The 24,837-nt window shown below is 67.7% G+C and carries 20 protein-coding genes; 9 read left to right on the top strand and 11 right to left on the bottom strand.

Annotated elements, in window-relative coordinates; genetic code table 11:
- Positions 1–81: 81 nt before the first annotated feature.
- Both LGM42_RS26295 and LGM42_RS26290 read right to left on the bottom strand, forming a co-directional pair.
- A complete protein-coding gene (locus LGM42_RS26295) occupies positions 82–387 on the bottom strand; it encodes a hypothetical protein (protein WP_226233732.1) in 306 nt (101 codons plus the stop codon).
- Positions 388–393: 6 nt separating this feature from the next.
- Positions 394–1,194 (bottom strand): transporter substrate-binding domain-containing protein, encoded by an 801-nt coding sequence (locus tag LGM42_RS26290; protein WP_226233730.1) that lies wholly within the window; start codon positions 1,192–1,194, stop codon positions 394–396.
- A gap of 149 nt (positions 1,195–1,343) precedes the next feature.
- Between LGM42_RS26290 and hemE the strand changes: the two genes are divergently transcribed.
- The 4 genes from hemE to LGM42_RS26270 all read left to right on the top strand — a co-directional run bounded on the left by hemE (position 1,344) and on the right by LGM42_RS26270 (position 10,700).
- Positions 1,344–2,438 (top strand): uroporphyrinogen decarboxylase, encoded by a 1,095-nt coding sequence (gene hemE, locus LGM42_RS26285; RefSeq protein WP_319001464.1) that lies wholly within the window; start codon positions 1,344–1,346, stop codon positions 2,436–2,438.
- Positions 2,439–2,889: 451 nt separating this feature from the next.
- A complete protein-coding gene (locus tag LGM42_RS26280) occupies positions 2,890–5,151 on the top strand; it encodes a primosomal protein N' (protein WP_226233728.1) in 2,262 nt (753 codons plus the stop codon).
- Between the two features lie 392 nt (positions 5,152–5,543).
- Positions 5,544–9,476: a trifunctional transcriptional regulator/proline dehydrogenase/L-glutamate gamma-semialdehyde dehydrogenase gene (gene putA / locus LGM42_RS26275; protein WP_226233727.1), complete on the top strand. Its 3,933-nt coding sequence runs from the start codon at positions 5,544–5,546 to the stop codon at positions 9,474–9,476.
- Positions 9,477–9,560: 84 nt separating this feature from the next.
- A complete protein-coding gene (locus LGM42_RS26270) occupies positions 9,561–10,700 on the top strand; it encodes a branched-chain amino acid ABC transporter substrate-binding protein (RefSeq protein WP_089464428.1) in 1,140 nt (379 codons plus the stop codon).
- Between the two features lie 208 nt (positions 10,701–10,908).
- On the opposite strand, the gene LGM42_RS26265 is transcribed toward LGM42_RS26270, so the two are convergent.
- The 7 genes from LGM42_RS26265 to LGM42_RS26235 all read right to left on the bottom strand — a co-directional run bounded on the left by LGM42_RS26265 (position 10,909) and on the right by LGM42_RS26235 (position 16,581).
- Positions 10,909–11,385 carry a hypothetical protein gene (locus tag LGM42_RS26265; protein WP_226233725.1) on the bottom strand — a complete coding sequence of 159 codons (477 nt, stop codon included), beginning with the start codon at positions 11,383–11,385 and terminating at the stop codon, positions 10,909–10,911.
- A complete protein-coding gene (locus LGM42_RS26260) occupies positions 11,312–11,491 on the bottom strand; it encodes a M35 family metallo-endopeptidase (RefSeq protein ID WP_226233724.1) in 180 nt (59 codons plus the stop codon). Before LGM42_RS26260 ends, LGM42_RS26265 begins: the two co-directional genes overlap by 74 nt.
- Entirely contained in the window at positions 11,473–11,979 is a 507-nt protein-coding gene (locus tag LGM42_RS26255) for a hypothetical protein (RefSeq protein ID WP_226233722.1), read from the bottom strand. The genes LGM42_RS26260 and LGM42_RS26255 overlap by 19 nt, the downstream gene beginning before the upstream one ends.
- A 4-nt stretch (positions 11,980–11,983) precedes the next feature.
- Positions 11,984–12,529 carry a hypothetical protein gene (locus tag LGM42_RS26250; RefSeq protein WP_226233720.1) on the bottom strand — a complete coding sequence of 182 codons (546 nt, stop codon included), beginning with the start codon at positions 12,527–12,529 and terminating at the stop codon, positions 11,984–11,986.
- Between the two features lie 10 nt (positions 12,530–12,539).
- Positions 12,540–13,199, bottom strand: a complete 660-nt coding sequence (locus LGM42_RS26245; RefSeq protein ID WP_089464432.1) for a PAAR domain-containing protein — start codon at positions 13,197–13,199, stop codon at positions 12,540–12,542.
- Between the two features lie 170 nt (positions 13,200–13,369).
- Positions 13,370–14,878 carry a class I adenylate-forming enzyme family protein gene (locus LGM42_RS26240; protein WP_226233718.1) on the bottom strand — a complete coding sequence of 503 codons (1,509 nt, stop codon included), beginning with the start codon at positions 14,876–14,878 and terminating at the stop codon, positions 13,370–13,372.
- A gap of 50 nt (positions 14,879–14,928) precedes the next feature.
- The gene (locus LGM42_RS26235; RefSeq protein ID WP_226233716.1) at positions 14,929–16,581 is read right to left on the bottom strand and encodes an acyl-CoA dehydrogenase family protein; all 1,653 of its coding nucleotides are present in this window, start codon (positions 16,579–16,581) and stop codon (positions 14,929–14,931) included.
- Between the two features lie 120 nt (positions 16,582–16,701).
- Here LGM42_RS26235 and LGM42_RS26230 point away from each other — a divergent pair, with 120 nt between their 5' ends.
- From LGM42_RS26230 to LGM42_RS26215, 4 genes are all read left to right on the top strand, one after another.
- Positions 16,702–17,370 (top strand): TetR/AcrR family transcriptional regulator, encoded by a 669-nt coding sequence (locus LGM42_RS26230; RefSeq protein ID WP_226233715.1) that lies wholly within the window; start codon positions 16,702–16,704, stop codon positions 17,368–17,370.
- 208 nt (positions 17,371–17,578) lie between these two features.
- Entirely contained in the window at positions 17,579–18,733 is a 1,155-nt protein-coding gene (locus LGM42_RS26225; RefSeq protein WP_226233714.1) for a pyridoxal phosphate-dependent aminotransferase, read from the top strand.
- A gap of 48 nt (positions 18,734–18,781) precedes the next feature.
- Complete coding sequence (locus LGM42_RS26220; protein WP_060310230.1) at positions 18,782–19,570, top strand: ABC transporter substrate-binding protein; 789 nt, start codon at positions 18,782–18,784, stop codon at positions 19,568–19,570.
- 15 nt (positions 19,571–19,585) lie between these two features.
- The gene (locus LGM42_RS26215; RefSeq protein WP_226233713.1) at positions 19,586–21,016 is read left to right on the top strand and encodes an FAD-binding oxidoreductase; all 1,431 of its coding nucleotides are present in this window, start codon (positions 19,586–19,588) and stop codon (positions 21,014–21,016) included.
- Positions 21,017–21,068: 52 nt separating this feature from the next.
- On the opposite strand, the gene LGM42_RS26210 is transcribed toward LGM42_RS26215, so the two are convergent.
- Both LGM42_RS26210 and cadR read right to left on the bottom strand, forming a co-directional pair.
- Positions 21,069–21,641, bottom strand: coding sequence for a PadR family transcriptional regulator (locus LGM42_RS26210; protein ID WP_226233712.1), 573 nt, complete (start codon positions 21,639–21,641; stop codon positions 21,069–21,071).
- A 68-nt stretch (positions 21,642–21,709) separates the two neighbouring features.
- Positions 21,710–22,141: a Cd(II)/Pb(II)-responsive transcriptional regulator gene (cadR, locus tag LGM42_RS26205; RefSeq protein ID WP_059580548.1), complete on the bottom strand. Its 432-nt coding sequence runs from the start codon at positions 22,139–22,141 to the stop codon at positions 21,710–21,712.
- 81 nt (positions 22,142–22,222) lie between these two features.
- Here cadR and LGM42_RS26200 point away from each other — a divergent pair, with 81 nt between their 5' ends.
- The gene (locus tag LGM42_RS26200; RefSeq protein ID WP_226233710.1) at positions 22,223–24,835 is read left to right on the top strand and encodes a heavy metal translocating P-type ATPase; all 2,613 of its coding nucleotides are present in this window, start codon (positions 22,223–22,225) and stop codon (positions 24,833–24,835) included.
- Positions 24,836–24,837 lie beyond the last annotated feature (2 nt).

The raw sequence follows: 24,837 nt of genomic DNA, 5'->3' as shown, positions 1-24,837 counted from the left end.
CCAGATAAGGCTTTCCGGGATTTTTTGCTGTTTTCGGGGTCCTGAAAAAGGTCATATTTACCCATCTTTTCCGCTGTGTTTTCAAGGTATGCGCGCGATGCGTTTTTCACGCGTATCGGGCGCGATGAATTGCCGATTTTCACGCGAGAACGTGCACGGCGCGATCGATACCGCGCATGACGATTCATTCGTCAGAAAGATTTTGAAACGTGATCGGGACGCGGGGAAGTCGGCCATTCGGCCAATTTGGCGGGTCGCGCGCCGCGCATGGGCGCGGCGGCGCGACGCGAAGGTGTAACGGCGACGCATGCCGGCGGCCGACGCAGGCGGGATTTCCGCACTTGGCGGCCGCAGCGGGCGGTGCCCGTCATCGGCCGCCGGTTGCACGCGCGCTTACTTCAGCCACTTGTCCGACAGCGCCTGATATTCACCGGTGGACAGCGCGAGATGCAGCCACTGGTCGACGTATTGCTGGAACACGACGTCGCCGCGCGGCACCATGTACGCCTTCTCGCCAAACTGGAACGGCTTGTCCGGATGCACCGAGCAGAGGCCCGGATTCAGCTTTTGCTGCAGCAGCGTCTCCGACGCATCCGTCACCATCACGTCGGCCTTGCCCGCGAGGATCTGCTTGAAGATCGTCACGTTGTCCGGATAGACGGTCAGGTTCGCGTGCGTGAAGAACTGCTTCGCGAAGCGCTCGTTGGTGCCGCCCGGATTCACGATTACGCGCGTGTCGGGCCGGTCGATCTGCGCGACGCTCTGGTACTTGTCGGCATCCGCGCAGCGCACGATCGGCGTCTTGCCGTCAACCACGTACGGCTGCGTGAAGAACACGCGCTTCTGGCGCTCGAGCGTGGTCGACACGCCGCCCACCGCGATGTCGCACTTCGCGATGAAGTCTTGGGTGAGATTCGGCCAGCTCGTCTTCACGTAATCGGCCTTCACGCCGAGCGATTTCGCGAGCGATTCGGCCATGTCGATGTCGATGCCCTCGAAGCGGCCGTCCGCGCGGTAGTACGAATACGGCTTGTAGTCGCCCGTCGTGCACACGCGCAGCGTGCCGCGCGCCAGCACCTCGTCGAGCCGCGAGCCGGCGCCCGGCGCGCTCGTGGCGGCGCCGGCGGCAGTTTGCGCGTGTGCGGCGGTGCAGCACAGCAACGCGGCCGCGGCCAGCGTGGCGAATGTCTTCATCGGTCTCCTCCTTCATTGGGTTCGATATGAGCGTCCGATCATAACGGAGCCATCGCGCGCGTCATATGGCCGCCATTGCATCGGCCTGCGCGGTCCGACCGCGGCTGTCCGGTAAAATGCCGCTTTGCCTTCGCATCGTCGCTCCTACCGTGGCCCATAACCTGCTCAACGACACCTTCCTGCGTGCGCTTCTGCGCGAGCCGACCGACTACACGCCGATCTGGCTGATGCGCCAGGCCGGCCGCTACCTGCCTGAATACAACGCGACGCGCGCGCGCGCCGGCAGCTTCCTCGGTCTCGCAAAGAATCCCGACTACGCGACCGAGGTGACGCTGCAGCCGCTCGAGCGCTTCCCGCTCGACGCCGCGATCCTGTTCTCGGACATCCTGACGATTCCCGACGCGATGGGGCTCGGCCTCGACTTCCAGGTCGGCGAAGGGCCGAAGTTCGCGCATCCGGTGCGCACCGAGGCCGACGTCGCGAAGCTCGCGGTGCCGGACATCGACGAGACGCTCGGCTACGTGACGGGCGCCGTGCGCGAGATCCGCCGCGCGCTCACCGACGGCCAGGGCCGCCAGCGCGTGCCGCTGATCGGCTTCTCGGGCAGCCCGTGGACGCTCGCGTGCTACATGGTCGAAGGCGGCGGCTCGGACGATTTCCGCACGGTGAAGTCGATGGCGTATTCGCGCCCCGACCTGATGCACCGAATCCTCGACGTGAACGCGCAGGCGGTGGCCGCGTACCTGAACGCGCAGATCGAAGCGGGCGCGCAGGCCGTGATGATCTTCGATACGTGGGGCGGCGCGCTGGCCGACGGCGCGTACCAGCGCTTCTCGCTCGACTATATCCGCCGCGTGGTGTCGCAGCTCAAGCGCGAGCACGATGGCGAGCGCGTGCCGGTGATCACGTTCACGAAGGGCGGCGGGTTGTGGCTCGAGGAGATCGCGGCGACCGGCGTCGACGCGGTCGGGCTCGACTGGACGGTCAACCTCGGTGCCGCGCGCGAGCGCGTCGCGGGGCGCGTGGCGCTGCAGGGCAACCTCGACCCGACGATCCTGTTCGCGCCACCGGCCGCGGTGCGCGAACAGGCGCGCGCGGTGCTCGACAGCTACGGCAACCATCCGGGCCACGTGTTCAACCTCGGGCACGGCATCTCGCAATTCACGTCGCCCGATCACGTCGCCGAGCTCGTCGACGAAGTGCATACCCACAGCCGCGCGATCCGTAGCCGAGCGGCGGGCTGAACGCAAGCGCCGCCATGCTGCGTTGCGGGATGGCGGTGTTTCGTTTTTGAAACTAAACAGGACGCAACCCCGCTCCCGTTGCCGATTCGATGCTTGTCAAGACTTGACTTATACACATTTTCCACGTTGCAGCGCGGTAGAGCCCCGTATCGGTCAATTTGTCTCGCTATGGTTGGGTAATTTGAATAGCAGCCTTATGGAATAAGGCTTCGCGGGACACGGCCGGAAGCGGCGGAAAACAGCGAAAAGCACGGCCCTGCGCGCGTTGCGGCTGTTGAGCGGCGAGTTCTCAACAAAGTTATCCACAGGCTGGGCAGGGTATACGGCGATTCCTAATGCGAATCCAAAACTTAGCGCCGAATCTGAAGTTTTACTTTAAGTTCGCCGTCGCGATGCGGGCGCGGGTGCACGTCGTCCGTCCCCTGCGTGTCGCCGCCGCGGGAGCGTGTCGATGAGCGGCACCTACCTGCGCGTGGCGCTCGACCATCCGCTCGCCACCCTGTTCGACTACCGCTGCGACGTGCAGCCCGCGCCCGTGCCCGGCACGCTGGTGCAGGTGCCGTTCGGCAAGCGGCAGGCCGTCGGGCTCGTCTGCGAAGTCACCACTCACACCGATGTGCCGCCATCGCGGCTGCGCGCGGTCGATGCGATCTGTGCCGACCTGCCGCCGCTGTCGGCGGACTGGCTCGCGCTCGTGTCGTTCGCCGCCGACTACTATCAGCGCGGGCGTGGCGAGGTCGCGTTGCCGGCGCTGCCGCAAGCGCTGCGCGACGCCGGGCGCTGGGGGCGGCTGCTCGCGCCGGAAGTGCGCTACCGGCCGACCGAAGCCGGCCGCGCTGCGCTGCCCGATGCGTTGCCCGCGCGCGGCGCCGCGCTGCGCCGGCTCGCGCAGGCGCTGGTCGACACCGGCTCGCTGACGCTGCCCGACGCGCGCGCGCTGCATCCGAAGGCGGCCGCGACGCTCGACGACTGGGCGGCGCGCGGCTGGGTCGACGCCGAGGAGATCGGCTGGGCCGATGCGCCTGTGGTCAACCCTGTGGATAACCTGTCGACAAGCAGTGGACGGGCTGTGCCGCCGGCGTTGACGGACCAGCAGGCCGAGGCGCTCGACGCGATCCGCGCGGCGCGGGGCTTCGCGCCGTTCCTGCTGCACGGCGTGACGGGCAGCGGCAAGACCGAGGTGTACCTGCACGCGCTCGCGTCGCTGCTCGACGCGCGGCCGGATGCGCAGGCGCTCGTGCTCGTGCCCGAAATCAACCTGACGCCGCAATTCGAGGCCGCGTTTCGCGCGCGCTTCGCGGGCACGCTCGCCGACGACGCGATCGTCACGCTGCACAGCGGGCTCGCCGAAGGCGAGCGGGCGCGCAACTGGCTCGCCGCGCACACGGGCCGCGCGCGGATCGTGCTCGGCACACGCCTCGCGGTGCTCGCGTCGATGCCGGCGCTCGCGCTGATCGTCGTCGACGAGGAACACGAGCCCGCGTACAAGCAGCAGGAAGGGCTGCGCTATTCGGCGCGCGACCTGGCCGTGTGGCGCGCGAAGCACCTGGGCATCACCGTCGTGCTCGGCTCGGCCACGCCATCGCTCGAAAGCTGGTGGCAGGCCGAGCAGGGGCGCTACACGCGGCTCACGCTGTCGCGCCGCGCGGTGGCCGACGCGACGCTGCCGACCGTGCGGCTGATCGATCTCGAAGAGGAGCGGCGGCGCGGGCGTGCGTCGATGGGCGGGCTGTCGGGGCCGCTCGTCGCGGCGCTGAAGGCGCGGCTCGAACGCGGCGAACAGAGCCTCGTGTTCCTGAACCGGCGCGGTTACGCGCCGCAGCTCGCGTGCGACGCATGCGGCTGGGTGGCCGGCTGCCCGCGCTGCAGCGCGTACGTCGTGCTGCACAAGCCCGAGCACGCGCTGCGTTGTCATCACTGCGGCTGGGAAGCGCGCATTCCGCGGTCGTGCCCCGAGTGCGGGAACGTCGACATCGCGCCGCTCGGGCGCGGCACGCAGCGCATCGAGGAGACGCTCGCCGAAGCCGTGCCGGGCGCGCGGATCCTGCGGATCGACGCGGACAGCACGCGCCGCAAGGGCAGCGCGCAGGCGCTCTTTTCCGACGTGCACGCGGGCGAAGTCGACATCCTGGTCGGCACGCAGATGATCGCGAAGGGGCACGACTTCCAGCGCGTGTCGCTCGTCGGCGTGCTCAACGCCGATACCGCGCTGTTCTCGCACGACTTCCGCGCGAGCGAGCGGCTGTTCGCGCAACTGATGCAGGTGAGCGGCCGCGCGGGGCGCGCCGGGCTGCCGGGCGAGGTGATGGTGCAGACGCGCTACCCGCGTCACGCGCTGTACCACGCGCTCGGGCGGCAGGACTACGTGGGCTTCGCGAATTCGACGCTCGGCGAGCGCCGCGACGCGCACCTGCCGCCGTTCGTCTACCAGGCGCTGCTGCGCGCCGAAGGGCGCACGCTCGATGCGGCGCTCGCGTTCCTGCTGCAGGCCGCGGCTGCGTTGCCGGGGCTGCCGGGCGCGGATCGCGTGACCGTGTACGACGCGGTGCCGATGACGATCGTGAAGGTCGCGAACGTCCATCGCGCGCAGCTGCTGCTCGAAAGTGCGTCGCGGGCGGCGCTGCAGCATGCGCTGCGCGCCTGGCAGCCGGAACTGCGCGCGCTGAAGGGTGTGCTGCGGTGGAGCGTCGAGGTCGATCCGCTGGATATCTGAGCGATGCGCCGCGCGACCATCGCGCGACGCGGTGTCCGATACCCCAAGCGTGGGCCGCGCGGCGCCGCCCCGAACGTCTCCAGCGCGTGCCCAACGCGTGCCCAACGCGGGCGCCGCGGCACGTCACCTCATCCAGTGCAACCCGTTCTCGGCCGCTTTCGCGCATGCCGAAGGTTGCACACGCGTGCCGAACCGGCCCGATCAGGGAAAACACCGATCCCCGGACCACGGGCAACCCCTAGGTTGCAACCGCATAAGTGGCTGATTATATTGACTAACTTATGGGTGCAACCCATCTCTTTATTTGGTTGCACCTTTTTATTGCGTGCCGTAGGATTTCGCGCATCCTCTTACACCACACTGCCGGGCTCGCACCGGCGCACGAACCCACCATGGCAAGCACGACTCTCGGCGTCAAGGTCGACGACCTTCTTCGCTCGCGCCTCAAGGACGCCGCCGCGCGTCTCGAGCGCACTCCCCACTGGCTGATCAAGCAGGCGATCTTCGCGTATCTGGAGCGGATCGAGCACGGCCAGTTGCCGCCCGAGCTGTCGGGCCACAGCGGCGTGACGGAGCTCGCTGACGGTCAGTCCGCGGACGGCGACGACGACAACTCGCCGCATCCGTTCCTCGAGTTCGCGCAGAACGTGCAGCCGCAATCGGTGCTGCGCGCGGCGATCACGGCCGCGTACCGCCGCCCGGAACCGGAGTGCGTGCCGTTCCTGCTCGGCCAGGCGCGCTTGCCCGCGAACCTGCAGGCGGACGTGCAGACGCTCGCGACGAAGCTGGTCGAGGCGCTGCGCGAGAAAAGCTCGGGCGGCGGCGTCGAAGGGCTGATCCACGAGTTCTCGCTGTCGAGCCAGGAAGGCGTCGCGCTGATGTGCCTCGCCGAAGCGCTGCTGCGCATTCCCGATCGCGCGACGCGCGACGCGCTGATCCGCGACAAGATCAGCAAGGGCGACTGGCGCTCGCACGTCGGCCACGCGCCGTCGCTGTTCGTGAACGCGGCCACCTGGGGGCTGATGATCACCGGCAAGCTCGTGACGACCAACAGCGAAGCGGGGCTGTCGTCGGCGCTCACGCGCCTGATCGGCCGCGGCGGCGAGCCGCTGATCCGCAAGGGCGTCGACATGGCGATGCGCCTGATGGGCGAGCAGTTCGTCACCGGCGAGACGATTTCCGAAGCGCTCGCGAACAGCCGCAAGTACGAAGCGCGCGGCTTCCGCTACTCGTACGACATGCTCGGCGAAGCGGCGACGACCGAAGAGGACGCGCAGCGCTACTACGCGTCGTACGAACAGGCGATCCACGCGATCGGCAAGGCGGCCGGCGGCCGCGGCATCTACGAAGGCCCGGGCATCTCGATCAAGCTGTCGGCGCTGCACGCGCGCTACTCGCGCTCGCAGCAGGACCGCACGATGAGCGAGCTGCTGCCGCGCGTGCGCGCGCTCGCGCTGCTCGCGCGCCGCTACGACATCGGCCTGAACATCGACGCGGAAGAAGCGGACCGGCTCGAACTGTCGCTCGACCTGCTCGAGGCGCTGTGCTTCGATCCGGAGCTCGCGGGCTGGAACGGCATCGGCTTCGTCGTGCAGGGCTACCAGAAGCGCTGCCCGTTCGTGATCGACTACCTGATCGATCTCGCGCGCCGCAGCCGCCACCGCCTGATGATCCGCCTCGTGAAGGGCGCGTACTGGGATACCGAAATCAAGCGCGCGCAGGTCGACGGCCTCGAAGGCTATCCGGTCTATACGCGCAAGATTTACACCGACGTGTCGTACCTCGCGTGCGCGAAGAAGCTGCTCGCGGCGCCCGACGCGGTCTACCCGCAGTTCGCGACGCACAACGCGTACACGCTGGCCGCGATCTATCACCTGGCCGGCCAGAACTACTACCCGGGCCAGTACGAATTCCAGTGCCTGCACGGGATGGGCGAGCCGCTGTACGAGGAAGTCACGGGCCGCGACAAGCTGAACCGCCCGTGCCGCGTGTACGCGCCGGTCGGCACGCACGAGACGCTGCTCGCGTACCTCGTGCGCCGCCTGCTGGAAAACGGCGCGAACACGTCGTTCGTGAACCGCATCGCCGATAAAACGGTGTCGGTGAAGGAACTGGTCGCCGACCCGGTCGATGAAGCGTCGAAGGTCGTGCCGCTCGGCGCGCCGCACGCGAAGATCCCGCTGCCGCGCAACCTGTACGGCGACGAGCGTCCCAATTCGATGGGCCTCGACCTGTCGAACGAACACCGTCTCGCGTCGCTGTCGTCCGCGCTGCTCGCGAGCGCGCATCACCCGTGGCGCGCGGCGCCGATGCTCGCCGACGACGCGCTCGCCGACGCACCGGCGCGCGACGTGCGCAACCCGGCCGACCAGCGCGACGTGGTCGGTACGGTCAGCGAAGCGACGGCCGAACACGTGAGCGCGGCGCTCGCGCACGCGGTGGCCGCCGCGCCGATCTGGCAGGCGACGCCGGTCGATGCGCGCGCCGATTGCCTGGTGCGCGCGGCCGACCTGCTCGAAGCGCAGATGCACACGCTGATGGGCCTGATCGTGCGCGAAGCCGGCAAGTCGTTGCCGAACGCGATCGCCGAGATCCGCGAAGCGGTCGACTTCCTGCGCTACTACGCGGCGCAGATCCGCGGCGAATTCTCGAACGACACGCACCGTCCGCTCGGCCCCGTGGTCTGCATCAGCCCGTGGAACTTCCCGCTCGCGATCTTCATGGGCCAGGTGGCCGCGGCGCTCGCCGCCGGCAACACGGTGCTCGCGAAGCCGGCCGAACAGACGCCGCTGATCGCCGCGCAGGCCGTGCGGCTGCTGCGCGAGGCCGGCGTGCCGGCCGGCGCGGTGCAACTGCTGCCGGGCACCGGCGAGACCGTCGGCGCGGCGCTGGTCGCCGATCCGCGCACGCGGGCGGTGATGTTCACGGGCTCGACCGAAGTCGCGCGCCTGATCAACAAGACGCTCGCCGCGCGCCTCGACCCGGACGGCAAGCCGATTCCGCTGATCGCCGAGACGGGCGGCCAGAACGCGATGATCGTCGACTCGTCGGCGCTCGCGGAGCAGGTCGTCGCGGACGTGATGCAGTCGTCGTTCGACTCGGCCGGTCAACGGTGTTCGGCGCTGCGCGTTCTGTGTCTGCAGGACGACGTCGCGGACCGCACGCTGACGATGCTCAAGGGCGCGATGCACGAGCTGTCGCTCGGCAACCCCGACCGCCTGTCGACCGACGTCGGCCCGGTGATCGACGCCGAAGCGAAGCAGACGATCGACGCGCACGTCGCGGCGATGAAGGACAAGGGCCATGCGGTCACGCAACTGCCGATGCCCGACGCGTGCGCGCACGGCACCTTCGTGCCGCCGACGCTGATCGAGATCGGCAGCATCGACGAGCTCAAGCGTGAAGTATTCGGCCCCGTGCTGCACGTGGTGCGCTACCGCCGCAGCCAGCTCGACAAGCTGCTCGAGCAGATCCGCGCGACGGGCTACGGGTTGACGCTCGGCATCCACACGCGGATCGACGAGACGATCGCGCACGTGATCTCGAATGCGCACGTGGGCAACATCTACGTGAACCGCAACGTGATCGGCGCGGTGGTCGGCGTGCAGCCGTTCGGCGGCGAAGGGCTGTCGGGCACGGGCCCGAAGGCCGGCGGCGCGCTGTACCTGCAGCGCCTGCTCGCGACGCGTCCGTCGGGCCTGCCGCGCTCGCTCGCGCAGTCGCTGGTGGCGGACGGCGCGACCGAAAGCGATGCGCGCGGCAACCCGGCGGCGGCGCTCGCGACGCTGCGCGACTGGCTGATCGAGCAGCGCGAGCCGGCGCTGGCCGCACGCTGCGACGGCTACCTCGCGCAGGTTCCGGCCGGCGCGACCGCCGTGCTGAGCGGGCCGACGGGCGAGCGAAACACGTATACACTCGGCCCGCGCGGCACGGTGCTGTGTGTCGCGGCGACGCCGGGCGGCGCGCGTGCGCAGTTCGCGGCGGTGCTGGCGACGGGCAACCGCGCGCTGTTCGCCGGCGCGGCGGGCGAGGCGCTGGCGGCCGCGCTGCCGGCGTCGCTGAAGGTGCACGCGGCCGTGCGCAAGCAGGCCGACGCGCCGTTCGACGCGGTGCTGTTCGAGGGCGACAGCGACGAGCTGCAGACGCTCGTGAAGGACGTCGCGCAGCGGCCGGGCCCGATCGTGTCGGTGCAGGGCGTGTCGGCGGGCGCGTTCGAGAACGGTGATGCGGAAGACTACGCGCTCGAACGGCTCCTGACGGAGCGCTCGGTGAGCGTGAATACGGCCGCGGCGGGCGGCAATGCGAATTTGATGACGATCGGCTGATCATCCTTGCCGTTCGGATCAAACAAAGGAAGCGGCAAGGCGATCCCGAAGCTGCTTCATTTACCCTGGTACCAAGGAGATGCTATGCAACACACGATGAAAAAGGTGGCAGGCGCGACGTTCGTCGCGGTCATGTCGCTGGCGGGGACGGCCCATGCGGATGACGTGAAGATCGGTTACGCAGGGCCGATGACGGGCGCGCAGGCGCACTACGGCAAGGATATGCAGAACGGGATCGTGCTCGCGCTGGAAGACTTCAACGCGACGAACCCGAAGATCGGCGGCAAGCCGGTGAAGTTCGTGCTGAGCACGCAGGACGACCAGGCTGACCCGCGCACGGGCACGACGGTCGCGCAGAAGCTGGTCGACGACGGCATCAAGGGCATGCTCGGCCACTTCAACTCGGGCACGACGATTCCCGCCTCGCGCATCTACGCGAACGCGGGCATTCCGGAAATCGCGATGGCGACGGCGCCGGAATACACGCAGCAAGGCTACAAGACGACCTTCCGCATGATGACGTCCGACACGCAGCAGGGCTCGGTGGCCGGCGCGTTCGCATCGAAGGATCTCGGCATGAAGAAGATCGCGATCGTCGACGACCGCACGGCCTACGGCCAGGGGCTCGCCGACCAGTTCGAGAAGGCCGCGAAGGCCGGCGGCGCGACGATCGTCGACCGTGAATTCACGAACGACAAGGCTGTCGACTTCAAGGCGATTCTGACGAAGCTGAAGGCGGCGAAGCCGGACCTCGTCTACTACGGCGGCGCGGATTCGCAGGCAGCGCCGATGGTCAAGCAGATGAAGGCGCTCGGCATCACCGCCCCGCTGATGAGCGGCGAAATGGTGAAGACGCCGACGTTCCTGAAGATCGCGGGCAACGCGGCCGAAGGCACGATCGCCTCGCTGGCCGGGCTGCCGCTGGAAGAAATGCCGGGCGGCAAGGCTTACGCCGACAAGTACAAGAAGCGTTTCGGCGAAGACGTGCAGACGTACTCGCCGTACGCGTACGACGGCGCGATGGCGATGCTGAACGCGATGAAGAAGGCCGATTCGACCGATCCGGCGAAGTACCTGCCGGTGCTCGCGAAGACCGACATGGCCGGCGTCACGTCGACGCACGTCGCGTACGACGCGAAGGGCGACCTGAAGAACGGCGGCATCACGATGTACAAGGTCGAGAAGGGCGACTGGAAGCCGTTGAAGAGCATCGGCGGGAAGTAAGCAGCTCGATGTGATGTGACGCGCGGGCGGCGGCGCGATGCGTCGTTCCTCGATTCATGCGAAAAAGCCACCGGGCCGTTGGGTCCGGTGGCTTTTTCTTTGGTGGGACACGGCCGACAGGGCATAGGGATCTTGCAGGCAGTGGTGCAACAGGGGTACCACATGCGCACGTCGATACCGCATCGCCGTGATCGACGGCAGTGTGACGTTACTTGCCGTCGCAGCACTTGTTAGGGCAAGCGGGCAGGAAGGAAATTTCCACACGCCTCCCGTTATCCACGTCGCCATGCGAATAGACGCGGGCGCTCTTCTTGATGGTTCCGCGTAAAAAACCGAGTTGCTCCAATAGCGCATACGCGGTTTGCAATCTCGATTGCGCAAGGGGCAGTGCTTCCGGTTCACTTTCCTCGGCATGGCCGCTGATCAGTGTCGTTTCCTTGGTTAGGTGATTTGCATAATTGAGTTTTTGATCGGCTACCCATTTTGCAATGCGAACGATCTCCGAATTCGATATGTACGAGCTGTCTCTCGAAAAATAGATGTCGAAGTTCTCGCTGGCGATGCATGCGAATGCCGGATTGGAGATGAGAAGGCTTAGACAGACAATAAACTTAAGCATTGTAAATGACGTACCCTGCAATGCTGTCGGCATTGTTGATTGCTCGATTCGGATTTTCGGCTCCAAACGTCAGACACTCCTCCATGAAATATCTGTGATCCTTGGTTCCCATTGTGTCGTCGAAATGACTAACCTCATGAATCAGAGTGGAAACTACGGAATCTTTTCCCATGAGAAATCTCGCATTGTACAAAAGTCGGGATGTATTGCAATCGTATGAGTTGCGGTATCCGGCGAACACACTGAGGCCGCGACTCCTGATTTATTCGGATTTGGAACGCACCCAATATGTTTGAATTGCTCGCTATCCCATCGCGTGAAATTGTATCCTGTGAGTGTCTTTAGTACGCGGACGATTGCGTTCAGGCCTATTAATAGTGTTGCGCGGGTACCTTCGTCAGTTCTACCGAACCACTGTAATACGCGTGCCTTGTCAGCGTTGGACCAACGTTGCAAATCCTTGATTCTTTTTTCGACGAGAGAAACGGCCCGATCGCGTTTACTCAATACCATTTCCCGAAATTCCTTGTTTGTCATGTTATGACATATTTTTTCGGTATTGATCGTTACTTCCACCATCGACCCAGGATTGGTATTGGTGACTGCACCTGAGTGCACGAGGAACCATTCTCCGCCGTCATTCATATCAAAATTCTTCATTGCCTCAATGTTCCGTCGTATAGATTTTCAGAGTTGCCGAGGCATCGGTGGCGATTCGATGCGTTTGCCCGGCCGCGTCCGTGGTGCCCGTGAAAATCTGCCCGGTGTCGGTAACGATTCGGTAGCGGATGCTCGCGAGCGGGCGGCGGTAGCCATCGAGCAAGGTGAATTGCTCGTCGTGTACGACAGCCGACCGAGCAAATGACCGCTTGGCTGCATCCGGTTGGCGCCCAGTCAGCGTCGCTGCCTCTCCCGCAGTAAAAGTCATCCGCATGCCGCGCTCAGCGTAGAAGACCGGCGGTGGGTTGCATCCGCAGACATTGATATCGCCGCTCAATGCCCACTGTTTGCCGTTTGGGCCGGTACCGGGCCGGCGCGGCCCTTGCGGTGCGATGTACCCTTCACGCTTGCAGGCCGAACAGTAGGTCTTCATATCGAGCGTGGCGATATGAACCCTCGGCGGCGGATTGGAACAAGTCACGGTGTCGAGGCCTTCGACAATCACCGCCTCCCCGGCGCGGTCGCCTTTAGCAAGAAAGTAGCGGATCATCGGCGCTACCTCAGCGGGGCATAGATGAGCAGGTGACGACGCTGAATACAACGGACGACGCTACGCCTTGTCGCTCGGGACTATCGGTGATCGTGTCGCCGTTATCGAGTTCGCTGCCAACGAATGCGAGCGGCGCGAAGCCGGGCCCGTCGGCCAGACCCAGACCGGTCGTGACGCGCGCGGTTGAACCGTCCGGATAGTGGATCAGGTCGCCCACCGTGGCAGCTTTGCCCAAGTGCGGCGCTACTTCCCATGTGCTGGACGGCTCGCGCAATGCACCGCCGCGCGCTGTTGTCGCGCCACGTACCGCCAGTCTGTAGGTGGGCGGCGCGGGTGGAGGCACATAGGTCGGATCGAACAGGCCCGCAACGCTTTGCCCATCCCGCACGTGAATGCCCCATGAGGTGCGCAGCGTTTCGGTAATGCGGTCGCCGTTGCTCAACCGGCTGCCGACCAGCGCGAACGGCTTGCCTCCGCTATGGTTGTTTCCCGCGCCGTCGATAATCGAGGCTTCGCTGCCGTCGTCATAGGCCACTACGTCGCCGACGCAGGCGACTTCCAATCCAGCCAGGGTCAGGCCACTGGTTGCGGTGGTGATGCGTCCACCGCGTTCCGTGAGTGCGCCAACGGTGGCGAAAAGATGGGTCGGTGCTTTGGGTTCGTTTTTCATCCGGCTTCCCTGTCTCAGTAAATGGAATGGCTGCCTATAGACGCTATTCCAGATAAGAAACGTCGATCAATCGGACGAATATGATTCAGAGCTGTTAACTTCTATTACTTGTTCCGTTCGGCCTGTTGCATTGACCGCGCGCGCGAATGCGCTAGCTCAATCGCGGATGCTCAGTCCCTGCGCCCGCGCAGCAAGAACTTCTGCAACTTGCCCGTCGGCGTGCGCGGCAGCGCCTGCACGAACGCGAACTCGCGCGGGATCTTGTACGCCGCGAGCCGTTCGCCGCAGAACGTGCGCAGCGCATCCGCATCGGGCGCCGCGTTCGCCCGCATCACCACGTGCGCGACGACCGTCTCGCCCCAGTCCGGATGCGCAACGCCGACGACGGCCGCTTCAACGATGTCCGGATGCGCGCCGAGCACGTCCTCCACTTCCTTCGAATAGACGTTCTCGCCGCCGGTGACGATCATGTCCTTCAGCCGGTCGACGATGAACAGATAGCCGTCCTGATCGATCCGCGCGATGTCGCCGGTGCGATACCAGCCGCCCGGCGCGAACGCGGCGTGCGTGGCGGCCGCGTCGTCGAGATAGCCGAGCATCATGCTGTCGGCCTTCAACCAGATCTCGCCGGTCTCGCCCGGCCGCGCATCGACGCCGTCCATCCGCACCACCCTCAGGTCGACGCCCGGGCCGCCGTGGCGGCCGATCGAGCCGGCCTTCGCGATCTGCTCGTCCGGATACAGCGTCGTGCCGGCGGGCCCCGCTTCCGTCATTCCGTACACCTGAAAGAACGCGTGACTGCGATACGCACGGGCAAGCCGTTCGGCCTGCGCGGCGCCGATCGGACCGCCGCCGTACAGCCACGCGCGCACGCTGGACAGGTCGAACGCCGCGAAGCCGTCGATCGTGTCGAGCGGCAGCGTGTACGACACCGGCGCGCCGAAATACAGCGTCACGCGCTCGCGCTCGACGGTCTGCAGGAAGCGCAGCGGATGGTATTCGCGCAGCAGCACGACGGTGCCGCCCGCATACAGCGTGCCGCCGAACCAGTTGTTCAGCGGCGACGAATGCCAGATCGGCATCGCCATCAACGTGCGTTCGTCACGGCCGATGCCGGTCGCGAGCGCCGCCTGCATCGCCGCGAGCGTCACCGTGCGATGACTGTGCACGCAACCCTTCGGGCGGCCGGTCGTGCCGGACGTGTAGAGGATCTGCGCGATGTCGCCGTCGGCCGGCTCGATGCCCGCGAGGCCGTCCATCGTCGCGCACATCGTGTCGAAGTTCGGCACGCCGTCGAGCTCGCCCTCGGTCACGAGCCGCCGCGCCGGATGCACGACGCGCTCGACCACCGGCGCGAGCGCCACGTCGAACAGCAGCGCGGTGCTGCGGCTGTGTTCGAGCACGTAGTCGACTTCCGGCGCCTGCAGCTTGTGGTTGATCGGCACGAACGCCGCGCCGAGCCGCCATGCGCCGAACATCAGGTCGACGAAGGCCGGCGTGTTGAAGCACATCGCGGCGACGCGGTCGCCGGCCGCGACGCCGAGCGCGCTCAGCACGGCCGCCGCGCGGTGCGAACGCTCGCGCGCGGCCGCATACGTGATCGTCGCGGATTCGCTGACGAGGAACGGTTTGTCGGGCGTCGCACGGGCGGCGCGGTCGAGGGCGGCGACGAGGTTCATCGAGGCTCCGGGCGGGCGAACGAACGCGAATTCGGGTGAACGGGCCGGCGTCAGGCCGGGTACGCGCGCTGCAGCAGCGCGGCGACGTCGATCGCATGCGGATCGAAGCCGCCCGCGATGCGGCCCCAGTCGGGCGCGGCGAGCCGCGTCGCGACGAACGCGTCGGCGACGGCCGCCGGCGCATCGCGGCGCAGCAGGCACGCCTGCGCGACGAGCGCGAGCCGTTGCGCGAACACGCGGCCCGACGCTTCGAGCGTGTCGGCCGGGGCGGCGAGCATCGCGCGCAGCGCGTCGAGCGCCGCGCGAATGCGCGGTTCGCCCGCACCGAGGTCGGCCAGTTCGTCGAACAGCGCGGCGGCCGCGTCGGGCTCGCGCGACACCGCGCGCAGCACGTCGACGCACATCACGTTGCCCGAGCCTTCCCAGATCGAGTTGACGGGCGCCTCGCGGAAGAGGCGCGCGATCGGGCCGTCGTCGACGTAGCCGTTGCCGCCGAATACTTCCATCACCTCGCCGGTCAGCTCGACCGCGCGCTTGCAGACCCAGAATTTCGCGGCGGGCGTGACGATCCGTTTCCATGCGCGTTCGCGCGGCGAGTCGTCGCGCTCGAACGCGTCGGCGAGCCGCATCGCGAGCGACAGTGCCGCCTCGCTTTCGAGCGCGAGATCGGCGAGCACGGTGCGCATCAGCGGCTGCTCGGCGAGCGCGCGGCCGAATGCGTGACGCTGGCGCGTGTACGCGATCGCCTGCACGACGCCCTGGCGCAGCATCGCCGCGCTGCCGAGCACGCAGTTCAGCCGCGTGTACGTCGCCATCTCGATGATGGTCGGAATGCCGCGGCCTTCGTCGCCGAGCATGATTCCCCACGCGTCGTTCAGCTCGATCTCGCTGCTCGAGTTGCTGCGGTTGCCGACCTTGTTCTTCAGCCGCTGGATCTCGACCGCGTTCTTCGTGCCGTCCGGCCGCCAGCGCGGCACGTAGAAGCACGACGGGCCGCCGGCTTCGGTCCGCGCGACGACGAGGTGCGCGTCGCACATCGGCGCGGAGAAGAACCACTTGTGGCCGCGCAGCCGGTATTCGCCGCCGCGCCCGCCCGCGCCGACCGGCGTGGCGAGCGTCGTGTTCGCGCGCACGTCGGAGCCGCCCTGCTTCTCGGTCATGCCCATGCCGAACCAGATCGCCCGCTTGGCGGCGATCGGCACGTCGCGCGGATCGTAGTCGTCGCTGTAGAGCTTGTCGCGCAGCAGGTCCCACAGCGCGGGTTCCTTTTGCAGCACGGGGATCGCGGCCTGCGTCATCGTCGCCGGGCACAGCGTGCCGGCCTCGATCTGGCCGTGCAGATAGAAGCCGGCGGCCGTCGCGGCCCAGCGGCCGCGGCGCGACTCGCGGAACGCGAGCGACACGAAGCCTTCGCGGCGGTACTGGCCGAGCAGCGCGTGCCAGGCGGGGTGGAAGTCGACGCGATCGATGCGCCGGCCGCGCCGGTCGAACGCGTTCAACTCCGGTGTGTGCCGGTTCGCTTCGTCGGCGAGTTGCGCGGTGTCGGCGCTGCCGAGCCGCGCGCCGTACGCGTCGAGCTGCGGCACGGCCCACTCGGCGCCGGCCCGGACGAGCGCGTCGCGCAGCGCGAGATCCGTCGCGAAGAGGTTATAGTCGACGAGTTCGTCGAACTGGTTCGTGACGGCGTGAGTCGGGTCGGTCATCGCGATTGTCTCCGGTCTCGTGCTTCGCGGTCAGCCGGCGCCGTGCCGCGCGCAAGGCGCTTCGGCGCGGGTTCCGGCTGCCGGTAAAACGTGTTCCCTGCTGAATTCAGAGTAGCAAATATGCCGCCGCGACATGTTCAGGTTCCGGCGCCGCCCGGCTCGCCGGCGGCGCAACCCGCGCCCGCGTTGCGCCGCCGGCCGCGCCAGTCGCGCGCGCAGGCGAGCTCCGACGCGCTGCAACAGGCGTTCGTTCAGCTTTTGCTCGAACGCGGCTACGCGAAGGCGACGATTCGCGAGATCGCGGCCGTCGCGGGCGTCAGCATCGGCACCTTCTACGAGTATTTCGGCGACAAGCAGAGCCTCGCGGCGCTCTGTATCCACCGCCGCGTGCTGGCGCTGGCCGACCGGCTGCGCGACGCGGCGCAGCGGCTGCGCGGCGCGCCGCGGGCCGAGCTCGCCGTCGCGCTGGTCGATTTCCAGGTCGATACGATCGCCGCCGACGCGGCGCTGTGGGGTGCGCTGTTCGCGCTGGAGCGGCAGGTGTCGCCGCTGGCCGCGTATTGCCGGCATTACGACGCCTATGTCGCGCTGTGGCGCGATGCGCTCGCGCACGCGGCCGATCCGCCGCCGGCCGAACGGCTCGACGGGATCGCGCGGATGGCCCAGACGATCTGCTACGGCGGGCTGTCGCAGGCGCTGCTGACGCTCGGGCCCGCGCTCGATTTCGCCGCGCAACGCCGCGAACTGCGGGCCATGCTGCGCGCGTATCTCGCGGCGGCCGACGCCTAGCCTTTTGTAGGGGAAATGCCGGATTTGCATGTCGGCCCGTCGAGCCGGCCTTGCCGTTGCATGCTTCTCTCGCCGGGCCATGAGAAAAATGCATGGCCGCCATGACGAACTTTCGATTGTCCGCCGATATTGGCTCGGGCTAAATCATGCGGCAGATGCGGTGCCGCGCATGGCGCCGCCCGCCCGAAGGACATCAGGAGGAGGAGTCATGCGAAGCGCCACCGCGCCCCGTTCGAAACTGCCCGACGTCGGGACGACGATCTTCACGGTGATCGGCCAACTGGCTGCTCAACACGACGCGTTGAACCTGTCGCAGGGCGCGCCGAATTTCGCGCCCGATCCGGCGCTCGTCGAAGGCGTCGCGCGCGCGATGCGCGACGGTCACAACCAGTACGCGCCGATGGCCGGCGTGATCGCGCTGCGCGAGCGGCTCGCCGAGAAGACCGAGGCGCTGTACGGCGCGCGCTACGACCCGGCGACCGAGATCACGGTGATCGCGAGCGCGAGCGAAGGGCTCTATGCGGCGATCAGCGCGCTCGTGCATCCGGGCGACGAAGTGATCTATTTCGAGCCGTCGTTCGACAGCTATGCGCCGATCGTGCGGCTGCAGGGCGCGACACCGGTCGCGATCAAGCTGTCGCCCGAGCATTTCCGCGTGAACTGGGACGAGGTGGCCGCGGCCATCACGCCGCGCACGCGGATGATCATCGTCAACACGCCGCACAACCCGACCGCGACCGTGTTCTCCGCCGACGATCTGGAGCGGCTCGCGCAGCTCACGCGCGACACGGGCATCGTGGTGCTGTCCGACGAAGTCTACGAACACGTCGTGTTCGACGGCGCGCGGCACCAGAGCGTCGCGCGCCACCGCGAGCTGGCCGAGCGCAGCGTGATCGTGTCGTCGTTCGGCAAGTCGTTCCACGTGACCGGCTGGCGGGTCGGCCATTGCCTCGCGCCGGCCGAGCTGATGGACGAGATCCGCAAGGTGCACCAGTTCATGGTGTTCTCGGCCGATACGCCGATGCAGATTGCGTTCGCGGAGATCCTCGCGCGGCCGGACAGCTATCTCGGTCTGTCGGCGTTCTACCAGGCCAAGCGCGACCTGCTCGCGCGCGAGCTGGCCGACTCGCGTTTCGAGCTGCTGCCGAGCGAAGGCTCGTTCTTCATGCTCGCGCGCTTTCGCCACTTCTCGGACGAAAGCGACAGCGATTTCGTGTTGCGCCTGATCCGCGACGCGCGTGTCGCGACGATTCCGCTGTCGGCGTTCTATACCGACGGCACCGACGCCGGCGTGATCCGGCTCAGTTTTTCGAAGGACGACGCGACGCTGGTCGAAGGCGCGCGGCGGCTGCGTTCGCTGTAAGACAACCGGCGGCGGAGACGTCGCATCGACCAGACCCAGGAGATCACGATGAAGCACACGGCTACCTTGAAACTCGCATTCGCACTCGCGTGCGCAATCGGCTCCGGCGCGGCGCTCGCCGATGCGCCGACGCTGCGCTTCGGCCTCGAAGCGCAATACCCGCCGTTCGAATCCAAAGCGCCGAACGGCGACCTGCAGGGCTTCGACATCGACGTCGGCAATGCCGTCTGCCAGACGGCGAAGCTGTCGTGCAAATGGGTCGAGACCTCGTTCGACGGGCTGATTCCGGCGCTCAAGGGCCGCAAGTTCGACGCGATCAACTCGGCGATGAACGCGACCGAGCAGCGGCGCCAGGCGATCGACTTCACGACGATCATCTATCGCGTGCCGACCCAGTTGATCGCGCGCACCGGCAGCGGCCTGATGCCGACGCCCGAATCGCTGAAGGGCAAGCGCGTGGGCGTGCTGCAGGCGTCGATCCAGGAGACCTTCGCGAAGGCGCACTGGGAGCCGGCCGGCGTCACGGTCGTCGCGTACCAGGACCAGAACCAGGCGTATGCGGATCTGGTCGCGGGCCGCCTCGACGCGACGCTCGTGCTCGCGCCGTCCGGCCAGCGCGGTTTTCTGTCGCGCCCGGACGGCAAGGGCTTCTCGTTCGTCGGCCAGCCGGTGCACGACGACAAGATCCTCGGCAGCGGCATCGCGTTCGGCCTGCGCAAGGGCGACGACGCGCTGAAGGCGAAGCTCGACGCGGCGATCGACAAGCTGAAGGCGGACGGCACGGTGAAGTCGCTCGGCCTGAAGTATTTCGGCGATATCGACATCTCGACGAAGTAAGCGGGGCCGCGCACGATGCCGACCCCGAACCTGACCGCCACGGGCAGCGAACCGGACGGCATGCGGCTGCCGGACGAGGCCGTCGATGCCGTGCTCGCCGCCGAACTGGGCGACGCGCTCGTCACGCGCGCGGCCGATATCGATCCGCGCTACTTCACCGCGTACAACGAGCCGGCCGGCGTGCGGCCGCGTGCGCTGGTGCGCCCGCGCAGCGTCGACGACGTGTCGCGCGCGCTCGCGCTGTGCACGCGGCTCGGCCAACCGGTCGTGCCGCAAGGCGGACTGACGGGGCTCGCGCGCGGCGCGGTCGCGCTGGGCGGCGAGGTCGTGCTGTCGATGGAGCGCTTCGCGGGCATCGACGCGCTCGACGCGGCCGCCGGCACGATCACCGTGCGCGCGGGCACGCCGCTGCAGACGGTGCAGGAAGCCGCGCAAGCGGCGGGCTTCACGTTCGGCGTCGATCTCGGCGCGCGGGGTTCGTGCCAGATCGGCGGCATGCTCGCGACCAATGCGGGCGGCACGCGCGCGATCCGCTACGGGATGATGCGCGAGCAGGTGCTCGGGCTCGAGGCGGTGCTCGCGGACGGCACGGTCGTGTCGTCGATGAACCGGATGCTGAAGAACAACGCGGGCTACGACCTGAAGCAGCTCTTCATCGGCAGCGAAGGGACGCTCGGCGTCGTCACGCGCGCGGTGCTGCGGCTGCATCCGTTGCTCGCGGCGCCGGCCACGGCGCTCTGCCGCGTGCGCGACTACGATGCGGTGGTCGCGCTGTGGAATCGTGTCCGCACGCTGCCGGAAGTCGTCAGCTTCGAGGCGATGTGGCCGGCGTTCTACGACTACGTCGCGCGCCATACACCCGGGGTGTCGGCGCCGTTCGTCGGCGCTGGCGGTTTCGTGGTGTTGATCGAATGCGCGACGAGCGCGCCGGGCGGCGATGCGCACGAGGCGCTGGAAACGGGGCTGGCTGCGGGGTTCGATGCGGGGCTCGTCGACGATGCGGTGCTCGCGACTTCCGAGCGGCAAGCGCGGGACTTGTGGACGCTGCGCGAAGGCCTCGCGATCGATGCGCTGCCCCATCTCGTCAACTTCGACGTGAGCTTGCCGACGGGCGAACTCGGCGCGTTCGCCGAACGCTGCGAGGCGGCGTTGCGGGCGCGCTGGCCGGCGCTCACGTGTCTGTTCTTCGGCCATGTCGGCGACGGCAACGTGCATATCGGCGTGTCGCTGGCCGCGATGACCGACGCGGATGCCGATGCGCTCGATCACTGCGTGTATGCGGTGGTGCGCGACATGGGCGGCTCGGTGTCGGCCGAGCACGGGATCGGCGCGCTCAAGCGTCCTTATCTCGCGCACACGCGCAGCGACGCGGAAATCGGGCTGATGCGGCGCCTGAAGGCCGCGCTCGACCCGCGCGGCATCCTGAATCCCGGCAAGGTGCTGTGACGCGGCCGGCGCCCGTCGCCCGCCGCCGGCGGAAAACGGCCGGCGCGACGCGTCAACCGTCCACCCAGCGCAGCGCGCCGATCTTCAGGTGTTCGACGACGCTGCGTGCCCAGTCGAGCTCCGCATTGAGGAGCACGAGCGCATGTTCGTTCTGCAGCAGGAACAGGCGCGGCACCTGGTCGGCCTGCGCGGTGGCGCGCAGCGCTTCCAGCCGCTCGCGCTCGGCGTCGAGACGCGCGATACGCAATTCGAGTTGGTGGCGCGCATCCTCGGCATCGAGCAGCGGCAGGAATGCGAGACCGGCGCCGAATGCCGGAAATTCACGGGCGGGCTCCGCGAGCAGCGCATGCAGCCACGCCTGCCCCGCGGTGTGCCCGGCTTCCGTCAGCGTATACACCGTGCGCTCCGGAAATGCGCCGTCGCGCTCGGTGTCGTGCACGGCGATCAGCCCGTCGCGCAGCAGCCGGTCGATCGTCTGGTACAGGCTCGTGCGCTGCCGCACGTTGACGACTTCGTCGTAGCCGCGGGCCTTCAGTTGCTGCAGCATCCCGTACGGATGCATCGGCGTTTCGGTGAGCGTCGCGAGGACGGCCAGCGCGAGTGGGGACGGGCGGCTCGTGGACATGAATAGTTAAAGTATGTCTAGTAATAATATAACTATTCTCGAATAGACTATATGGTTTGACAAGGGTTTCAGCCGAGGTGCGAGCGCTTTGCGGCTGGCGCGACGGTTTCCATCGTCGCGAGACCGTGCACGATGCCGCAATCCTCGACCGAATGCTCGCCCACGCACTGGCGGCGCAATTCGGTGAGCTGGTTGCGCAGATGCGTGAGTTCGGCGAGGCGCGCATCGACGTGTCCGATGTGATCGTCGAGCAGCGAATTGATCGAATCGCAGCGGTCAGCCGGCGTATCGGTGAGCCGCAGCAGCGCGCGGATTTCGTCGTGCGCCATGTCGAGCGCGCGGCAGTTGCGGATGAAGCGCAGCCGCTCGACGTGCACGTCGGTGTAGTTGCGGTAGTTCGAATCGGTGCGCTCCGCGTCCGGCATCAGACCCTCTTTCTCGTAGAAACGGATCGTCTCGGGCGTGCAGCGGGCCGCTTTGGCCAGTTCGCCAATCTTCATGCCTTTCTCCCGTCCAAGGGTTGACCTTGTAGTGGCTTCAGGGTGTTAACTCTACACCGTCAAGCCACAAAGGAGGTTGTCATGACCGACGCCAAGCGCACCCCCGACCCACGACACCGTCATGCCGGCGGCGCCGATGCGTGCTGCGCCGATGCGCGCGACACGCAGACGGCGGCCGTGGCCGATGCGGTGCCGGCGGCCGGCGCGCGCGCGCACGGCCATGACCGCGATCACGATCATGGCCACGACCACGGCCACGATCACGCCGCACACGGCGACGCGGGTCACGACCACGATCACGACGAGGCGCGTGACGATACGCATCAGCATGGCGCCACGTGTTCGCACGACCACGCCGCGCATGACCATGTCGGCGACGACCACGACCACGACCACGACCACGACCACGACCACGACCACGACCACGACCACGACCACGACCGCGGCCACGACCGCGGCCACGACCACGACCACGACCACGCGGCCGGCGACTGCTGCGCGCCGGCCGCGCTGACGCTCGCGCCGCTGCCGGTCGCGCAGGCGACCGCGTCGGGCCACGTGCGCTCCGCGTTCCGGATCATGCAGATGGACTGCCCGACCGAGGAAACGCTGATCCGCAAGAAGCTCGGCGGGATGAGCGAAGTGTCGGCGCTCGAATTCAACCTGATGCAGCGGATGCTGACCGTCGAGCACGTGCCCGGCGCGCAGCCGGCGATCGAAGGCGCGATCCGCACGCTCGGGATGACGCCGGAGGCCGCGACGGCCGATGCACCGACGGCCCCCACCGCGCCGCCGCCGGCGAAGCCGTGGTGGCCGCTGGCGCTCGCCGGTGTCGCCGCGATCGCGTCCGAAGGCGCGACCTGGGCCGGGCTGCCGGTGTGGCTGTCGGCGGCGCTCGCGCTCGCCGCGGTGCTCGCGTGCGGGCTCACCACGTACAAGAAGGGCTGGATCGCGATCCGCAACGGCAACCTGAACATCAACGCGCTGATGAGCATCGCGGTGACGGGCGCGATGGCGATCGGCCAGTGGCCGGAAGCCGCGATGGTGATGGTGCTGTTTACGATCGCCGAGCTGATCGAGGCGAAGTCGCTCGACCGCGCGCGCAATGCGATCCAGGGGCTGATGCAGCTCGCGCCGGATACCGCGACCGTGCAGCAGGCCGACGGCTCGTGGCGCACGATCGAGGCCGCGCAGGTCGCGCTTGGCGCGATCGTGCGCGTGAAGCCGGGCGAGCGGATCGGGCTGGACGGCGAAGTCGTCGCGGGCCGCTCGACGGTCAACCAGGCGCCGATCACCGGCGAGAGCCTGCCCGTCGAAAAGGCGAGCGGCGACGCCGTGTACGCAGGCACGATCAACGAATCCGGTTCGTTCGAATACCGCGTGACGGCCGTCGCGGCCCACTCGACGCTCGCGCGGATCATCCACGCGGTCGAGGAAGCGCAGGGCGCGAAGGCGCCGACGCAGCGCTTCGTCGACCAGTTCGCGCGCGTCTACACGCCGATCGTGTTCGCGGTCGCGCTGCTGGTCGCGGTGGCGCCGCCGCTCGTGATGGGCGGCGCGTGGCACGACTGGATCTACCGCGCGCTGGTGCTGCTCGTGATCGCGTGCCCGTGCGCGCTGGTGATCTCGACGCCGGTGACGATCGTGTCGGGGCTCGCGGCCGCGGCGCGGCGCGGGATTCTCGTGAAGGGCGGCGTCTATCTGGAGGAAGGGCGCAAGCTCGTGTGGCTCGCGCTCGACAAGACCGGCACGATCACGCACGGCAAGCCGGTGCAGACCGACTTCGACGTGCATGCGGACGATGCCGATGCGGCGCGCGTGCGGCACCTCGGCGCGAGCCTCGCCGCGCGCTCCGATCACCCGGTGTCGCAGGCGATTGCCGCCGCGGCGCGCGACGCCGGCACGACGGCATTCGCCGACGTGCAGGACTTCGAAGCGATCGTCGGGCGCGGCGTGCGCGGCACGATCGACGGCGCGCGCTATTGGCTCGGCAATCACCGGCTCGTCGAGGAGCTCGAGCGCTGCTCGGCGGCACTCGAGACGAAGCTCGACGCGCTGGAGCGGCAGGGCAAGAGCGTCGTCGTGCTGGTCGACGAAACGCGCGTGCTCGGTATCTTCGCGGTGGCCGACACGATCAAGGACATGAGCCGCGCCGCGATCGCCGAACTGCATGCGCTCGGCATCCGCACCGCGATGCTGACGGGCGACAACCCGCACACCGCTCAGGCGATCGCCAAGCAAGCGGGCATCGACGACGCGCGCGGCAACCAGTTGCCGGAAGACAAGCTCGCGGCGGTCGAGGAACTGTCGGCGGGCGGCGCGGGCGCGGTCGGGATGGTCGGCGACGGGATCAACGATGCGCCGGCGCTCGCGCGCGCCGACATCGGCTTCGCGATGGGCGCGATGGGCACCGACACGGCGATCGAGACGGCCGACGTCGCGCTGATGGACGACGACCTGCGCAAGATTCCCGCGTTCGTGCGGCTGTCGCGCGCGACGCACCGCGTGCTGGTGCAGAACATCGGCTTCGCGCTCGGCGTGAAGGTCGTGTTTCTCGGGCTCACCGTCGCAGGGCTCGGCACGATGTGGATGGCGGTCTTCGCCGACGCGGGCGCGAGCCTGATCGTCGTGGCCAACGGCTTGCGGCTGCTGTCGTCCTCCGGGGCGTTCGGCGGCGCACCGGCCAAGCGTTGAGG

Source organism: Burkholderia sp. AU39826 (assembly GCF_020419965.1).
GTDB classification, from domain to species: domain Bacteria; phylum Pseudomonadota; class Gammaproteobacteria; order Burkholderiales; family Burkholderiaceae; genus Burkholderia; species Burkholderia semiarida.
The sequence above is the reverse complement of the archived record's forward strand: the minus strand, read 5'-3'. Positions and strand labels throughout refer to the sequence as shown.

Excerpts from the sequence above, each read along its gene's own strand:
- LGM42_RS26290 (WP_226233730.1), bottom strand. The coding sequence starts at position 1,194 with ATGAAGACATTCGCCACGCTGGCCGCGGCCGCGTTGCTGTGCTGCACC.
- LGM42_RS26280 (WP_226233728.1), top strand. The coding sequence starts at position 2,890 with ATGAGCGGCACCTACCTGCGCGTGGCGCTCGACCATCCGCTCGCCACC.
- putA (WP_226233727.1), top strand. The coding sequence starts at position 5,544 with ATGGCAAGCACGACTCTCGGCGTCAAGGTCGACGACCTTCTTCGCTCG.
- LGM42_RS26270 (WP_089464428.1), top strand. The coding sequence starts at position 9,561 with ATGCAACACACGATGAAAAAGGTGGCAGGCGCGACGTTCGTCGCGGTC.
- LGM42_RS26260 (WP_226233724.1), bottom strand. The coding sequence starts at position 11,491 with ATGGGAAAAGATTCCGTAGTTTCCACTCTGATTCATGAGGTTAGTCAT.
- LGM42_RS26255 (WP_226233722.1), bottom strand. The coding sequence starts at position 11,979 with ATGAAGAATTTTGATATGAATGACGGCGGAGAATGGTTCCTCGTGCAC.
- LGM42_RS26250 (WP_226233720.1), bottom strand. The coding sequence starts at position 12,529 with ATGATCCGCTACTTTCTTGCTAAAGGCGACCGCGCCGGGGAGGCGGTG.
- LGM42_RS26245 (WP_089464432.1), bottom strand. The coding sequence starts at position 13,199 with ATGAAAAACGAACCCAAAGCACCGACCCATCTTTTCGCCACCGTTGGC.
- LGM42_RS26240 (WP_226233718.1), bottom strand. The coding sequence starts at position 14,878 with ATGAACCTCGTCGCCGCCCTCGACCGCGCCGCCCGTGCGACGCCCGAC.
- LGM42_RS26235 (WP_226233716.1), bottom strand. The coding sequence starts at position 16,581 with ATGACCGACCCGACTCACGCCGTCACGAACCAGTTCGACGAACTCGTC.
- LGM42_RS26230 (WP_226233715.1), top strand. The coding sequence starts at position 16,702 with ATGCCGCCGCGACATGTTCAGGTTCCGGCGCCGCCCGGCTCGCCGGCG.
- LGM42_RS26225 (WP_226233714.1), top strand. The coding sequence starts at position 17,579 with ATGCGAAGCGCCACCGCGCCCCGTTCGAAACTGCCCGACGTCGGGACG.
- LGM42_RS26220 (WP_060310230.1), top strand. The coding sequence starts at position 18,782 with ATGAAGCACACGGCTACCTTGAAACTCGCATTCGCACTCGCGTGCGCA.
- LGM42_RS26215 (WP_226233713.1), top strand. The coding sequence starts at position 19,586 with ATGCCGACCCCGAACCTGACCGCCACGGGCAGCGAACCGGACGGCATG.
- LGM42_RS26210 (WP_226233712.1), bottom strand. The coding sequence starts at position 21,641 with ATGTCCACGAGCCGCCCGTCCCCACTCGCGCTGGCCGTCCTCGCGACG.
- cadR (WP_059580548.1), bottom strand. The coding sequence starts at position 22,141 with ATGAAGATTGGCGAACTGGCCAAAGCGGCCCGCTGCACGCCCGAGACG.
- LGM42_RS26200 (WP_226233710.1), top strand. The coding sequence starts at position 22,223 with ATGACCGACGCCAAGCGCACCCCCGACCCACGACACCGTCATGCCGGC.